Source organism: Streptomyces sp. NPDC001933 (assembly GCF_042890955.1).
Classification (GTDB): Bacteria; Actinomycetota; Actinomycetes; order Streptomycetales; family Streptomycetaceae; genus Streptomyces.
Genome location: NZ_JBIASS010000004.1, coordinates 401,276 through 415,687, shown reverse-complemented (window position 1 = coordinate 415,687; position 14,412 = coordinate 401,276). Strand labels below are relative to the sequence as shown.

Annotated in this window: 10 protein-coding genes; 4 read left to right on the top strand and 6 right to left on the bottom strand. The window is 71.4% G+C overall.

Going from position 1 to position 14,412, the window contains the following annotated elements:
- Position 1 precedes the first annotated feature (1 nt).
- Positions 2 to 1,471: a purine-cytosine permease family protein gene (locus ACFYY7_RS12875; protein WP_388660690.1), complete on the bottom strand. Its 1,470-nt coding sequence runs from the start codon at positions 1,469 to 1,471 to the stop codon at positions 2 to 4.
- A 141-nt stretch (positions 1,472 to 1,612) separates the two neighbouring features.
- Here ACFYY7_RS12875 and ACFYY7_RS12870 point away from each other — a divergent pair, with 141 nt between their 5' ends.
- The gene (locus ACFYY7_RS12870; protein WP_388660687.1) at positions 1,613 to 2,704 is read left to right on the top strand and encodes a LacI family DNA-binding transcriptional regulator; all 1,092 of its coding nucleotides are present in this window, start codon (positions 1,613 to 1,615) and stop codon (positions 2,702 to 2,704) included.
- Between the two features lie 36 nt (positions 2,705 to 2,740).
- On the opposite strand, the gene ACFYY7_RS12865 is transcribed toward ACFYY7_RS12870, so the two are convergent.
- Positions 2,741 to 4,183 carry an amino acid permease gene (locus tag ACFYY7_RS12865; protein ID WP_388660684.1) on the bottom strand — a complete coding sequence of 481 codons (1,443 nt, stop codon included), beginning with the start codon at positions 4,181 to 4,183 and terminating at the stop codon, positions 2,741 to 2,743.
- Positions 4,184 to 4,339: 156 nt separating this feature from the next.
- Between ACFYY7_RS12865 and ACFYY7_RS12860 the strand changes: the two genes are divergently transcribed.
- Positions 4,340 to 5,176, top strand: coding sequence for an IclR family transcriptional regulator (locus tag ACFYY7_RS12860; protein ID WP_388660681.1), 837 nt, complete (start codon positions 4,340 to 4,342; stop codon positions 5,174 to 5,176).
- Positions 5,177 to 5,202: 26 nt separating this feature from the next.
- Here the strand turns inward: ACFYY7_RS12860 and hutC are convergent, their stop codons facing one another.
- Entirely contained in the window at positions 5,203 to 5,979 is a 777-nt protein-coding gene (hutC, locus tag ACFYY7_RS12855; RefSeq protein ID WP_388660678.1) for a histidine utilization repressor, read from the bottom strand.
- 191 nt (positions 5,980 to 6,170) lie between these two features.
- Here hutC and hutU point away from each other — a divergent pair, with 191 nt between their 5' ends.
- Together hutU and hutG are read left to right on the top strand one after the other, a co-directional pair.
- Positions 6,171 to 7,856, top strand: a complete 1,686-nt coding sequence (gene hutU, locus ACFYY7_RS12850) for a urocanate hydratase (RefSeq protein WP_388660676.1) — start codon at positions 6,171 to 6,173, stop codon at positions 7,854 to 7,856.
- Positions 7,853 to 8,830 carry a formimidoylglutamase gene (hutG, locus tag ACFYY7_RS12845; protein ID WP_388660673.1) on the top strand — a complete coding sequence of 326 codons (978 nt, stop codon included), beginning with the start codon at positions 7,853 to 7,855 and terminating at the stop codon, positions 8,828 to 8,830. The genes hutU and hutG overlap by 4 nt, the downstream gene beginning before the upstream one ends.
- A gap of 98 nt (positions 8,831 to 8,928) precedes the next feature.
- Here hutG and ACFYY7_RS12840 read toward each other — a convergent pair whose 3' ends face one another.
- The 3 genes from ACFYY7_RS12840 to hutH all read right to left on the bottom strand — a co-directional run bounded on the left by ACFYY7_RS12840 (position 8,929) and on the right by hutH (position 14,323).
- Positions 8,929 to 9,498 carry a HutD family protein gene (locus ACFYY7_RS12840; protein WP_388660670.1) on the bottom strand — a complete coding sequence of 190 codons (570 nt, stop codon included), beginning with the start codon at positions 9,496 to 9,498 and terminating at the stop codon, positions 8,929 to 8,931.
- Between the two features lie 266 nt (positions 9,499 to 9,764).
- The gene (locus ACFYY7_RS12835; RefSeq protein WP_388660667.1) at positions 9,765 to 12,485 is read right to left on the bottom strand and encodes an aminotransferase class I/II-fold pyridoxal phosphate-dependent enzyme; all 2,721 of its coding nucleotides are present in this window, start codon (positions 12,483 to 12,485) and stop codon (positions 9,765 to 9,767) included.
- Between the two features lie 302 nt (positions 12,486 to 12,787).
- Positions 12,788 to 14,323, bottom strand: coding sequence for a histidine ammonia-lyase (gene hutH, locus ACFYY7_RS12830; protein ID WP_388660664.1), 1,536 nt, complete (start codon positions 14,321 to 14,323; stop codon positions 12,788 to 12,790).
- Between the last annotated feature and the right edge of the window lie 89 nt (positions 14,324 to 14,412).

Sequence of the window (14,412 nt, the reverse complement as noted above, 5' to 3'; positions counted from 1 at the left end):
TTCAGAGGGTGGCGGTCAGCTCGGCCTCGGCGCGCACGGTGCGCCGGGCCAGCAGCCAGTAGGTGACGCCGGCGACGAAGGCGCCCGCGAAGACGGACAGGTCCAGGCCGCCGGCGGCGTCGGACAGCGGTCCGGTGAAGACGGTCGAGTCGACCCAGAGAACGGCGGCCGCGAAACCGAGCAGGACGGCGATCAGACCGGCGGGGCGGACGCCGCCCTTGTGCCAGTAGATGCCCTCGCTGCCGCTCTCCTTCGGGAAGAGGGACGGCACGTGGTAGCGGCCGCGGCGCAGCGCCCAGTCGGTGAGGTAGACGGCGGCCCAGGGGCCGAGCCACAGCACGATGAGGCTGAGGAAGTTCGAGAGCAGCGTGTAGAAGTCGGCGGAGAAGACGGCCCACAGGGTGATGGCCGTGCACAGCGTGAGGTCGACGAAGACGACCATCCAGCGCTTGATCGGGATGCCGACGGCGAGCAGGTTCAGGCCCGAGGAGTACATGTCCGTGGTGTTCACGGCGAGCAGCGAGACGATCGCGAGCAGCAGGTACGGGGTGGTGAACCAGCCGGGCAGGATCTCCGGGAGTCCGGAGACCGGGTCGGCGGCGTTCGTGGTCGCGGTGGCGACGGCGGCGCCGAGGACCTGGAGCAGGATGTTGGGCACCATGCCGCCGAGCGCGGCGCAGGCGAAGACCTTGCGGGGCGCGGAGTCGGCGGGCAGGTAGCGCGAGTAGTCGCTGCCCATGTCGGCCCAGGACAGGCCGCCGGACGCGGTGACCATGGCGAGCACGAGGGAGATCGTCACGAGGGACGGCGCGTCACCGTGGGTGCCGAAGTCGGCCTTGGGGAAGACGAGGACGGCCATGACGGCGAACATCGCGGCGAAGATCCAGGCGAAGTACTTCTGGACCTTCATGATCAGGTGGTAGCCGGACAGCGGCAGCAGCATCTGCAGCCCGGCGGCGACCGCGATGACCAGCAGTTTCACCGGCGTGCCGGCGGTGACGCCGGCCTGGTCGAGCAGGGCGAGCCCGGCGAGCACGATCAGCACCATGCCTCCGGCCTCGAAGCCGACGAGCATGACCCAGCTGAGCAGCGCGGGCAGCTTGCCGCCGCGCGGGCCGAACGCGGCGCGCGAGACGGAGTGGGTGGAGGTGCCGGTGCGCGGGCCCTGGAGGCTGGTGAGGCCGGTGACGGCGAAGCCCAGGATGTTGCCGACGACGATGAGCGCGACCGCGTACCAGAAGGACAGGCCGAAGGAGACGACGAGCGCTCCGTAGACCACGGTGAACACGGTGGTGTTGGTGCCGGCCCACAGCCCGAACAGGCGGCTGGGGCCGCCCTGGCGTTCGGCGTCGGGGACGGCGTCGATGCCGCGCTGCTCGACCGTGAAGACGGAGGCGGAACCCTCCGGGGTCTTCGGGGATTCGGCGGGCGCGGGGGGTGCGGGCGGGGCGGAGCGGGTGGCCTCGGCCATGGTCGGCAGGCGTCCTTTGCGGGGTGAGCGGAGTGCCTAAACGTTTTGGCATCGAGCCGGGCGCCATTGCCCAAACGTTTTGGCGATGATTCGGAAGGTAATGCCTAAACGTTTTGGCAGTCAATCTGTAAGCTCACGGTCATGTCAGACGTCACAGAGCCGCACGGGTCGCACGGACCGCACGGGGCCGACCGGAAGCCAGGCCGACGGGGTGCGGGCGGCGGCGGTCTGCGCGAGGTCGCCCGCCGGGCCGGCGTCTCCGTCACCACCGCCTCGCACGCGCTCAACGGCGTCGGCCGGGTCGGCGCCGACACCCGCGAACGCGTCCTCGCCGTCGCCCGCGACCTCGGCTACCGCGCCAACCCCAACGCCCGTGGCCTGCGCGGCGCCCGCACCGGGCTGATCGGCCTCACGCACCGCACCGCCGTCGAGGGCGGCATCACCGACATCGAGTACTTCGTCAAGATCGTCAACGCGGCGACCTGGACCGCGATGGACCGCGACTACTCCCTCGTCCTCGTCCCGCCCTCGCTCGACGGCCGGCCCTTCGAGTCGCTCCCGCTCGACGGCACGATCGTCATCGACCCGCTCACCGACGACCCGCTGCTCACGCGCCTGTCCGCGATGGGCGTCCCCGTCGTCACCACCGGCCGCGACCTGTCCCGCAAGGACGCCTTCCCCTGGGTGGACAACGAACTCTCCACCTGCGCCCAGGCCGCCCTGGACCACCTGGCGGCGACCGGCGCGCAGCGCGTCGGCCTCCTCACGGGCTCCACCGGCCAGTCCTACGACGAGGACGCGGCCCGCGCCTACCGCGACTGGTGCGCGCGCACCGGCCGTCCGGTGCTGCTCGACCACGCCGAGCCGGGCACCGACTCGACGGCCGCCGCCCGCCGCCTGCTCACCCGCCCCGACCGGCCCGACGCGCTGTACGTCGTGATGGAGAAGTTCGGCTTCGCGACGCTCGCCGTCTGCCGCGAACTGGGCCTGTCCGTCCCGGAAGACGTCCAGATCGTGGTCGGCGCCGACGGCGAGTTCGCCCGCAGCTCCCGCCCCCCACTGACCGCCCTGGACCTCGCCCCGGAATCCATCGGCCGCCAGGCCGCCGAACTCCTCATGGACGTCATAGGCAACCCCCCGGAGCCCGGTGCGGCCCCCGAACACCGCCTGGTCCCGGCGAAGTTGCTGGAGCGGGAGTCGACGCGGCGGCGAGCGGGAGCCGAGCGGCCGTAGCCTCGACGGCGCGCGCCCGCCGGCCTTCGCGACAAGTCAGCCGGAGATCTCGGCCGGCTCCACTGCCCCCGTGGTCGTGGCCTCAGGGGCGTCGGCCCGGGCATCACCGACTGTGGGCCGGTGCCGCCCGCGGCGGAGCGCAAGGAGGTAGACCACCGTGAGGAGGGCCAGCCAGACCACGCCGACGACGAGCGCCACGCGGGTGCTCTCGTGGACGCCGAGCAGGACCAGCACCGCCGTCATGAAGACGAGGGTGATGATCTGGCCGTAGGGCCAGAACGGGGCCGGGAACTTCAGGGCCGCGGACTCCTCCGGGGACATCGAGCTGCGGGCCTTGATGTGGGTGAGCATGATCATTACCCAGACGAAGACCGTCGCGAACGTGGCGATGGAGGCGATGATCAGGAAGATCTCGCCGGGGACGACCGCGTTCATCACGACACCGAAGAGCAGGGCGCCGATCATGACGAGGGTGGTCACCCAGGGCACGCCGTTGCTGGTCACGCGGCGCATGGCGGCGGGGCCGTGCCCGCGCTCGGCGAGGCCGTACATCGTGCGGCCCGCGGCGAAGATGTCGCTGTTGATGGCGGACAGGGCGGCAGTGAGGACCACGACGTTGAGAACGGCGGCCGCGGACTTGAGGCCCACTCCGGCGAAGATCTGCACGAAGGGGCTGCCCGAGTCGCTGATCTGCTGCCACGGGGTGATCGACATGATCACGGCGAGGGTCAGGACGTAGAAGAGGATGATGCGCAGCGGGATGGAGTTCACCGCGCCCGGGATGGTCTTCTCCGGGGACTGCGCCTCGCCGGCCGTGACGCCGATGATCTCGGTGCCGCCGAAGGCGAACATGACGATGGCGAAGGAGATGACGAAGCCGTCGATGCCGCCCGCGAAGAATCCGCCGTTGCTCCACAGGTTGGACAGGCCGACGTGGGCGTGGCCGCTGCCGAGACCGAAGGCGATCACGGCGATGCCGACGACGATCATCGCGACGATGGCGACGATCTTCACGAGGGACAGCCAGAACTCCAGCTCACCGAAGACCTTGACGCTGACGAGGTTGAGCGCGCCCACGATGAGCACGGCGGCCAGGACCCAGATCCAGCGCGGGACTTCGGGGAACCAGAAGCCCATGTAGACGCCGATGGCCGTGACGTCGGCGACGGCCACGATGACCATCTCGAAGGCGTACGTCCAGCCGGTGAGGAAGCCGGCGAGCGGCCCGAGGTGGCGGTTCGCGTACTCGCCGAAGGAGCCGGCGCAGGGGGACGCCACGGCCATCTCGCCGAGCGACCTCAGGACGAGGAAGACGGCGGCGCCGCCGATCAGGTAGGCGAGCAGGACCGCGGGGCCGCCCGCCTGGATGGACGCGGAGGAGCCGTAGAAGAGCCCGGTGCCGATCGCGGAGCCGAGTGCGATGAAGCGGATGTGCCGTGAGTTGAGCCCGCGGCTCAGGCCGGCGTTTTCGGTGCGCAAACGAGTGTCTCCCTCTGGGGGGGCGGGTGCCGCAGGAGGTGCCGGAGGGCCTGGCAGAGCGATGCGCCTCGTGGCACCGGCCTGTCGTCAAGGCCCTCGACAGTGAACGAGCCTGTATATTCCTGTCTATACAGGTGCGCGTCAAGAGGTGATCCGATGAGTGAACACAAGCCGACGCCCGGACCGGCGTCGAGCGCGTCCCCCGCGGTCGCGCGAGCCCTGGACATGCTCGTGTACCTCGCCGGCCGGCCCGGCCTCGTACAGGCCGCCACGCTCGCCCGTGACCTGGGCATTCCGCGCTCGTCCGCCTACCACATCCTCACCGTGCTGACCGACCGCGGCTTCGTCACGTACGTCCCGTCGGAACAGGCGTACGGGCTCGGTGTGTCCTCCTTCGAGGTGGGCTCGGCCTATCTGCGCCACGAGCCGCTGGAGCGGCTCGCCCGGCCGATCCTGCGCACGGTCGCGAGCCGCCTCGGCCAGACCGTGCACCTGGGGATCCTGCAGGGCGCGGAGACGGTCTACCTGCTCAAGGAGCGTCCCCCGATCCGGGCCGGGGACGTCGACATCGCACTTGTGACGGATGTCGGCGTGCGCCTGCCAGCCCATCTGACGGCCAACGGCCGCGCCATCCTCGCCCACACCTCGGAGGCGCAGCTGCGGGCGCTGTTCTCGCGGCCCGGCGATCTGACCACCCGCACCGGCCGGGGGCCGCGCTCCCTGCCGGGACTGGCCGGCGAGCTGGCCCGGGAGCGGGAGCGCGGCTGGTCGCAGGAGGTGGAGCTGGTGTCGCAGGGCTTCTGCTCGATGGGGGTGGCCGCGTTCGACCACAACGAGCGGCCCGTCGCCGCGATCAGCACCACCTGGCGCCGCCACCACGGCCGGCACGACACCGAAGAGGTGCGCCGGGCCCTGACGCAGGGTGCGGCGCGGCTCACCGCGGCGGTCTCGGGACACACACCTCCGGCCGCGGGGGCGCAGACCGTCGTCTGAAGCCCGTCCAGCGGATCCGGGCCGCCTCAGTGCATGGCGAACGCGCCCTCGAGGCGGTAGCGGGAACCCGGATGGAGCAGGCGCGCGAGGCTCACGAGCGCGTCCCGCGACCATGTGCGGCGCAAGATCAGCAGGCACGGCTCGGACGGCCCGATGCCGAGGATCGCGCATTCCTCGGGCGAGGCCAGGACCGCCTCCACGATGTGCTCGCCCCGGCCGAGCGGCGCCACCTTCGACAGGAACGTGTACGGCGTCTGCAGCGTGAAGTCCTGTTCCAGATAACCGGGGGCGAAGGCCGGGTTGACGTAGCGGTCCTCCAGCTGGAGCGGCACCCCGTCCTCGTAGTGCACCACCCTCGATCGGAAGACCGGCTGCCCGGTGCCGAGACCGAGGTGCGCGCCTGTCCGGTCGTCGGCCTTCTCCTCGCCCAGGGAGAGCACACGGGCGGCGTAGCGGTGGCCGCGGTGCTGCACCTCGTCGGCGATGTTGTGGACCTCCAGGAGCGCGGAGCTGGCCTTGCGCTGGGCGACGAAGCTGCCGACGCCCATGACGCGCCGGATGACACCCTCGGTGGCGAGCTCGCGCAGGGCACGGTTGACGGTCATGCGGGACAGGCCGAGGGCGTCGACGAACTGGCTCTCCGAGGGCAGGGCGTCGTCCTCCTGCCAGTGGCCGTTCCTGATCTGCCGCTCGACGAGCTCCTTGACGCGCTGGTACGCGGGGACGGAACCGCCCGCGCCCTGCTCGTACCACCGGGCCAGCTCCGCCGGGTCCACGACCACGCCGCCCACCGTCCTCGCCATCCGCTCCCCCTGCATGCTGCCCAATGCCTGTGACGATCCTATGGGAGCGGTGCCATCGGCGAACGGGCCGGTGGTCCCCTTCCCGGGTAAGCGTCTCGGATCCGAGAAATGCGGGCGGCGCCACTGGTCCCGGCTCCGCCCGTCGCGTGTCATGACGGTGCACAACGGCTCGATCCCCAAGAGGAGCACACATGACCAGCCCTTCCCACGAAGCGCCGGGCGTCGTCCGGGCCCCCCGCGGCACCGAACTGAACTGCCTCGGATGGCAGCAGGAGGGCGCCCTGCGGATGCTCATGAACAACCTCGACCCCGAGGTCGCCGAGCACCCCGAGGACCTCGTCGTCTACGGCGGTACCGGGAAGGCCGCCCGCAACCACGAGGCGTACGACGCGATCGTCCGCACGCTCAAGACCCTCAAGGACGACGAGACCCTCCTCGTGCAGTCCGGCAAGCCGGTCGGCGTGATGCGCACCAACGAGTGGGCGCCGCGCGTGCTGCTCGCCAACTCCAACCTGGTGGGCGACTGGGCCAACTGGGAGGAGTTCCGCAAGCTGGAGGCCGAGGGACTGACGATGTACGGCCAGATGACGGCCGGTTCGTGGATCTACATCGGCAGCCAGGGCATCCTGCAGGGCACGTACGAGACCTTCGGTGCCGTCGCCCGCAAGAAGTTCGACGGCACCCTGGCCGGCACGATCACCCTGACCGCCGGAATGGGTGGCATGGGTGGCGCCCAGCCGCTGGCCGTGACGATGAACGACGGTGTCGCGATCTGTGTCGACGTCGACGAGACGCGCATCGACCGCCGCATCGGCACCCGCTATCTCGACGTCAAGGCCGACAACCTCGACCATGCCCTCGAACTGGCCGTCCAGGCCCGCGACGAGCGCCGCGGCCTGTCCATCGGTGTCGTCGGCAACGCCGCCGAGATCTTCCCCGAGCTCCTCGAGCGGGACGCCCCGATCGACATCGTCACCGACCAGACCTCCGCCCACGACCCGCTGGCCTACCTGCCCGTCGGCATCTCGGTCGAGGACTGGCACAAGGAGCGCGAGGCCGACCCGGCCGGCTTCACCGAGCGCGCCCGCAAGTCGATGGCCCTGCACGTCGAGGCCATGGTCGGCTTCCTCGACAAGGGCGCCGAGGTCTTCGACTACGGCAACTCGATTCGCGACGAGGCGCGCAAGGCCGGCTACGACCGGGCCTTCGACTTCCCCGGCTTCGTGCCGGCGCACATCCGGCCGCTGTTCGAGGAGGGCCTCGGCCCGTTCCGGTGGGCCGCACTGTCCGGCGACCCGAAGGACATCGCGGCCACCGACAAGGCGATCAAGGAGTTGTTCCCGGAGAACAAGCACCTGCACCGCTGGCTCGACATGGCCGGCGAGCGCGTCTCGTTCGAGGGCCTGCCGGCCCGCATCTGCTGGCTCGGCTACGGCGAACGCCACCGTGCGGGCCTGAAGTTCAACGAGATGGTCGCCAGCGGCGAGCTGTCCGCGCCGGTCGCGATCGGCCGTGACCACCTGGACTCCGGTTCGGTGGCCTCCCCGTACCGCGAGACCGAGTCGATGCTCGACGGCTCCGACGCCATCGCCGACTGGCCCCTGCTCAACGCCCTGGTGAACACCTCCTCGGGTGCCTCCTGGGTGTCGATCCACCACGGCGGCGGCGTCGGCATGGGCCGCTCCATCCACGCCGGCCAGGTCTGCATCGCCGACGGGACCGAGCTCGCGGCCCGCAAACTCGAGCGTGTCCTGACGAACGACCCGGGCATGGGTGTCATCCGGCACGTCGACGCCGGTTACGAGTACGCCACTTCGGTCGCCAAGGAGCGCGGCGTGCGCATCCCGATGACGGAGGCCGGGGGCGGCGCGGCGTGAGCACGTTCCAGGAGACCGCTCCGGCCACGGACGTCACGGCCCGCCCCTGGTCGGGCCGTGACGACGGGCCCGGTGCGGAGCACCTGCGGTGGCACAAGGCCGTCGAGCTCGATACGGAGCTGACGGAGCCGGGCGACATCGCGTTCGTCGGATTCCGCAGCGACGAGGGCGTGCGCCGCAACAAGGGGCGGCAGGGCGCCGCGCAGGGTCCTGACGCCCTGCGGCGGGCCCTCGCCTCGATGGCACTGCCGAAGCCGCTGCGGGCGCTCGACGCCGGTGACGTGGCGGTCACCGGCGACGCGGACGACGCTCTGGAGGCCGGTCAGCAGCGGCTGGGCCGCGCGGTCGCGCACCTCGTCGACGCGGGCCACCCGGTGGTGGTCCTCGGCGGCGGTCATGAGGTCGCGTTCGGCACGTACAGCGGTCTGGAGCAGACGCGGGCGCTGAAGGCCGGCGCGCGGCTCGGCGTGCTGAACCTCGACGCCCACTTCGATCTGCGCGATGACGTGCGACCCAGCTCGGGCACGCCGTTCCTGCAGATGGCGCAGAGCGAGCGGCGGCACGGCCGTGACCTCAACTACTGGGTGCTGGGCATCAGCCAGGCCGCCAACACCGAGACGCTGTTCCGCACCGCGGAGTCGCTCGGGGTGCGGTACCTGCCGGACACCGAGTGCGGGCTGCTCGACATTGGGCGGGTGGAGTCGTTCGTCGACGAGTTCCTCGCGAGCTGCGACCTCGTACACCTGACGATCGACCTGGACGTGCTGCCGGCGGCCGTCGCCCCCGGGGTCAGCGCGCCCGCCGCGTACGGCGTGCCGATGGAGGTCGTCGAGCGGGTCTGCACACGGGTCGCGGGCAGCGGCAAGCTCGTGGTCGTCGACGTCGCCGAGCTCAATCCGGAGTTCGACGTCGACCAGCGCACGGCTCGGGCCGGCGCCCGTCTGGTGCACCGGACGGCCACCACCTGGGCGTGACGTCCTCCCCCTGAACAGGCCGCCAGGCCGCCCGGCATGCGAGAGCCGCGGCCTGGCGGCCGCGGCTGTTGTATGCCGGGCGGCCTACCCGGATCCGCTCAGCGGACATCCGTGAGGGAGACGACCGCGAGGACCCCGTCGACAGCGATGTCGGCGGGGTCCTCCTCGTCGTGGAACAGGACCGCGTCGAGCCGGCCGAGGCGGACGGGCTCCCGGCGCAGGGCCGCGGTGCCGTCGAGGACGATCACGAGGACGCGGGTCCCGGGGGCGGGGCGCAGCACCGTGGAGCGGCGTTCGACGGACACGTCGGCCTTCGCCTCGGTGCGCCGCACCATGACGTTGAAGTCGACGACGGGGCCGTCGAGCAGCCGGCAGTCGGTGGTGGCGTCGCCGGAGAAGGCAAGGGGCGCACAGCGGGTGTCCACGACGTGCTCCGTGCCGTCGACGGTGAGGGCCATGCCCGGCCCCTCGACGACGGTGATGATCCGGTCGACGCCCTCGAACACGGAGAAGGGGCCGCTGCTCGCGACGTCGGCGACGCTGATCCGCCACGCGAAGTCGTCGGTGCCGGCGCCCTGGGGGTGGGCCATGACCTCCGTGGTGATGCCACCGCCGTTCTTCCACGGTGCGGGGGTCCGGTCGTGTGCGCGCAGGATCTGAGGTGCCATGAGGGGGTGTTGTTCCTTCGGGATCCGGTCGGTCGGTCGGGAAAACGCGACCTCCTCCCCCGCTGCCTGGGGCTGCGGGAGAGGAGGTACCTGGGTCGGACACAGCTGGGGCCTCTCGTTTGGATCACGCCGGGCTCGCGGGGTCTGGCACGCACACTCGCCGCGTTGTCGTCGGTCGCCAGGGCGCCGCCCTGACTCCCTCCTCCGCCTTGCGATCGCACGCACCGGACCCCGCTCCCTGTCCGGCCTGATCCGAACGAAAGACCCTAGCGCTCGGCGGTGTGGCGTGCTTCGAGGGCGGCCTCGGTGAAGACCCGGTATCCGGCAGCCGGGTCGTATCCGTGGATCTCGCGGGTGTCGAGGGCTGCCATGTAGGTCATGACGTCCTTGCTGACGACCTGTCCGGGGACGAGCACGGGGAAGCCGGGCGGGTACGGGGTGACGAACGTGGCCGAGACGACCGTGCGGCCCCGCGCCATGGCGTCGGTGATGGCGTCCATCGAGAGGTGCTCGCACTCGGTGTCGTCGTAGGCGAGGAAGAACGCGGCGCGCATGTCGCCCTCGGGGGTGCGCGGGCTCGGCCGGAACGCCGGGTGGAACGCGCTGAAGTCGGGCAGGGCGGCGGAGCCCGCGTCGAGTGCGGTGACGGCATCGCGGTGCGCGGCGCGGTCGTGCGGGCCCATTTCGCCGATGCGTTCCTCCAAGTCCTCGGCGATGCGGACGAGCACCTCGATGAGGTAGGCGACGGAGCTGCGGGTGGTGCCGATGTTCGTCATGAACAGCAGCGTGTTGCGGGTCGTCTTGTTGACCTGGACGCCGTACCGGTCCATCAGTAGGTCGTGCTTGAAGGTGTCTCCGTCGATGCCGGTGAGCCCGATGTGCAGGGTGGCGCGGGTCGGGTCGAGGACGAACTCCTCCTCCGCCCAGGCCCGTTCCATCCGGGCGAGGCCGGTGCGCAAGGGTTGTTCGACGCCGGAGGAGCGGAAGCGGTGCGGGATGAGTTCCGGCGTGGTGAGGATGCGCAGGTAGCGGCTGAGCAGCGGGTGCTGGGCGACCGCGTCGCGGAGCACGCCGGCCTGTTCGAGCTGCTTCTGCACGAGGGCGAAGCCTTCGAGGACGGCCTGTCGGCGGCCGAGGTCCATCGAGGCGAGGATCTGGTAGTTGGGCGACGTCGAGGTGTGCGTCATGTACGCCTCGTGGAACGTCTCCGCGACCTTGTGGCGGAAGTCCTGGTCGAAGACGTGGACCATGGAGCCCTGGCGCATCGAGGTGAGCGTCTTGTGCGTGGACTGCGTGGCGTAGACGCGGACACGGACCTTCTCCGGGTCGGGCATCAGCCGGCCGGTTATGAGGGCCTCGTCGTCCGGGTCGTCGCCGAGGCTCGCGCGGTGGGCCGCGTAGGTGTCGGCGTACCCGGGGTCGCGGTAGCGGTCGGTGAGGGTGCGGGCCGCGGCCATGGCGGTGCGCTGGCGGTAGACGGGGTGGAAGCGGGCGAAGGCGAACCAGGCCTCGTCCCACAGGAACGCCAGGTCCGGCTTGAGGGCCAGGCACTCCTCCATCACGCGCGACGGGTTGTAGACGATCCCGTCGAAGGTGCAGTTGGTGAGCATGAGGAGCTTGACGCGGTGCAGGACGCCCTCGTGCTTGAGCATCAGCAGCTTCCGCTTGATCTCCTCCACCGGCACGGCCCCGTACATGCCGTACTCGTCGAGGGGATAGGCGTCGAGGTAGACGACATGGGCGCCGGCGAGGACGAGTCCGTAGTGGTGGGACTTGTGGCAGTTGCGGTCCACGAGCACGATGTCGCCGGGGCGTACGAGCGCCTGCACGACGATCTTGTTGGCGGTGGAGGTGCCATTGGTGACGAAGTAGGTCTGGCGGGCGCCGAAGGCCTCGGCGGCCAGGTCCTGGGCCTCGCGCAGCGGGCCGGTGGGGGCGAGCAGGGAGTCCAGGCCGCCGGAGGTGGCGGAGGTCTCGGCGAGGAAGATGTTCAGGCCGTAGAAGTCGGCGATCTCCGGGATCCAGGGCGAGTTGAGCACCGAGGCGCCGCGGGAGACGGGCAGGGCGTGGAAGACGCCGGTGGGCTTGCGGCTGTGGGCGCGCAGGGCGGTGAAGAACGGGGCGCGGTGGCGTTCGGTGATGCCGTACAGGATCGACAGATGCAGTTCGAGGAGGCCTTCGCGGGCGTGGAAGACGCGCCGGAAGCGGCGGCTGAGGCGGCCCGCGGTGGACTCCACGGCCCGTTCGGACACGAGGTAGAGGTCGAGTTCGGGCCGCAGGGCGAGGAGTCGGTCGCCCAGGGCGCGGATCTGCTCGCCGCTGTCCCCGGGCGTGGCGGCGTGGGCGTCGGCGGCTTCGTCGAAGAACCGGCGGACGACGCTGAGGTCGTGGCGGGAGCGGTCGGCGAACCGGTCGCGGATGACGACGGCCTGGAGGCTGGAGTTGACGAGGGACGTGATGACCGCGTCCTCGAAGCTCGGGGCGACGACGATCTCGTAGGCGAACTCGTCGTCGGGGCGGCGCAGTCGGCGCAGTTCGGCGCGCAGCGCCTGTTCCTCGGCGGCGTCCAGGTCTCCGACGACGAGGACCTCGAAGTACGGGGTGGAGGATGCGGGCAGGGTGTGGGCGGTGTCCGTCGTCTCGTCGGGCGCGGCGCTCGGCGTGGCTGCGGTGTGCGGGGCGGTGCCGCGGTGCCGGTGGCCGGCGAGGGCTCGGTCCAGCTCGTCGGTGCGCTGGGCGAGTTGCCGGTACTCCCCCTGGTCGTACAGCCTGCGGAGCTCCTTCAGGGCGGCTGTGCCGGGGAAGGCCCAGCAGTGCTCGATGGGCGTCAGGAGGCGGATGAGTTCCTGGATGCGCGCGGTGGTGTCCGGGCGGCCGTCCACGCCCTGTGCGGCGAGGCGGTGGGTGAGGTCCGTCAGTGAACTCCAGGCATCGGCGCGCAGTTGCCCGACGCTGTTGTGCACCGTGGCGGTCGGCAGGTCATTCACCGGGAAACGGCTCCTTCTGAGGGCTGCCCGGCCCGCCGCAGACGGGGAGGGCGGAGGGTGGCTGGGGCCTGCCTGGCCATTCGCTTCGGATCAGGCCGGGTCGTTCGATGCGTGCGATCGTCGTGCGGCCGGGACGCCCTCGTAGCGGAGCTGCTTGGGCGTTTCGGCCGTGCGGCGAGCGTGCGTGCCGGGCGGGCCGGACCCGACGGAATGGCCAGGCAGGCCCTGGGCGTGCGCGGCAGCGGCCTGCCGCACCTTCCGGGTCCCGCGGGACCCGGAAGGTGCGAGGGACTGCGTCCCGGTCAGACCAGGGCGCCGGTCACGGACTCGGCGGCGGCCAGGGCGCGGCCGGAGGCCACGTACTGGACGGCCTCCTCGATCTCGGGGGCGAGCCAGCGGTCGGTGCCGGGGCCCTCGACGGTCTTGCGCAGGCCGTCGCGCACCGCGGCCGTGGCCGGGGCGGGGGTGAGCGGGGCGCGCAGGTCGAGGGCGCGGGCAGCGGTGTAGAGCTCGACGGCCAGGACGCGGCCGAGGCCGTCGATGGCGCGGCGCAGCTTGCGGGCGGCCGACCAGCCCATGGACACGTGGTCCTCCTGCATGGCGCTGGAGGGGATCGAGTCGACGGAGGCCGGGGTGGCGAGCCGCTTGAGCTCGGAGACGATCGCGGCCTGCGTGTACTGGGCGATCATGTGGCCGGAGTCGACGCCCGGGTCGTCGGCGAGGAAAGCGTTCAGACCGCGGTTGCGGGCCGGGTCGAGGAACCGGTCGGTGCGGCGCTCGGAGATCGAGGCGACGTCGGCGACGGTGATGGCGAGGAAGTCGAGCACGGCGGCGACGGGGGCGCCGTGGAAGTTGCCGTTGCTCTCGACGCGGCCGTCGAGGGTGACGACCGGGTTGTCGACGGCGCTGGCGAGCTCGCGGGAGGCGACGAGTTCGGCGTGACCGAGGGTGTCGCGGGCGGTGCCATGGACCTGCGGGGTGCAGCGCAGCGAGTAGGCGTCCTGGACGTAGGTGCAGTCCGGGCCCGCGTGGCTGGCGATGATCGCCGAGTCCGCGAGCAGGGAGCGCAGGTTGCCCGCGCTGTCGCCCTGGCCGGGGTGCGGGCGCATGGCCTGCAGGTCGGCGGCGAACACTGCGTCGGTGCCGAGCTGGCCCTCGACGCTCATGGCGGCGGCGATGTCGGCGGTGCGCAGCAGGCGGCGCAGGTCGTGGGCGGCGAGGACGAGCATGCCGAGCATGCCGTCGGTGCCGTTGATGAGGGCGAGGCCCTCCTTCTCCTCCAGGACGACCGGGGTGATGCCGGCCTCGGCGAGGGCCTCGGCGGCGGGCTTGCGCTCGCCGTCGGCGGTGCGGACGACGCCCTCGCCCATGACGGCGAGCGCGCAGTGCGCGAGGGGGGCCAGGTCGCCGGAGCAGCCGAGCGAGCCGTACTCGTGGACGACCGGGGTGATGCCCGCGTTCAGGAGCGCGGCGTAGGCCTCGGCGGTCTCGGTGCGGACGCCGGTGCGCCCGGTGGCGAGGGTGGACAGGCGCAGCAGCATCAGGGCCCGTACGACCTCGCGCTCGACCTCGGGGCCGGAGCCGGCGGCGTGCGAGCGCACGAGGCTGCGCTGGAGCTGGGCGCGCAGCTCGGTGGGGATGTGGCGGGTGGCCAGGGCACCGAAGCCGGTGGAGACGCCGTAGTGGGGCTTGACGTCGTCGGCGAGGGCCTTGATGACCTCGCGACTGCGGGCGATCTCCTGGAGCGCCTCAGGGGCGAGGGCCACCTGGGCACCGTGACGGGCAACGGACACAACTTCGTCGGCGGAAAGGGCACCGACACCAACAACAACGGTCATGCCCCTATGAAGCCGCAGGTGGGAAGGGGTTCGCGAGTCCTGCAGCACGGCTTGTGTCTGGGATCCAAGACGTTGTATCTGGGATACCA

Coding starts and splice junctions, on each gene's coding strand:
- ACFYY7_RS12870 (WP_388660687.1), top strand. CDS start 1,613: ATGTCAGACGTCACAGAGCCGCACGGGTCGCACGGACCGCACGGGGCC.
- hutC (WP_388660678.1), bottom strand. CDS start 5,979: ATGGCGAGGACGGTGGGCGGCGTGGTCGTGGACCCGGCGGAGCTGGCC.
- hutU (WP_388660676.1), top strand. CDS start 6,171: ATGACCAGCCCTTCCCACGAAGCGCCGGGCGTCGTCCGGGCCCCCCGC.
- hutH (WP_388660664.1), bottom strand. CDS start 14,323: ATGACCGTTGTTGTTGGTGTCGGTGCCCTTTCCGCCGACGAAGTTGTG.
- ACFYY7_RS12860 (WP_388660681.1), top strand. CDS start 4,340: ATGAGTGAACACAAGCCGACGCCCGGACCGGCGTCGAGCGCGTCCCCC.
- ACFYY7_RS12840 (WP_388660670.1), bottom strand. CDS start 9,498: ATGGCACCTCAGATCCTGCGCGCACACGACCGGACCCCCGCACCGTGG.
- ACFYY7_RS12875 (WP_388660690.1), bottom strand. CDS start 1,471: ATGGCCGAGGCCACCCGCTCCGCCCCGCCCGCACCCCCCGCGCCCGCC.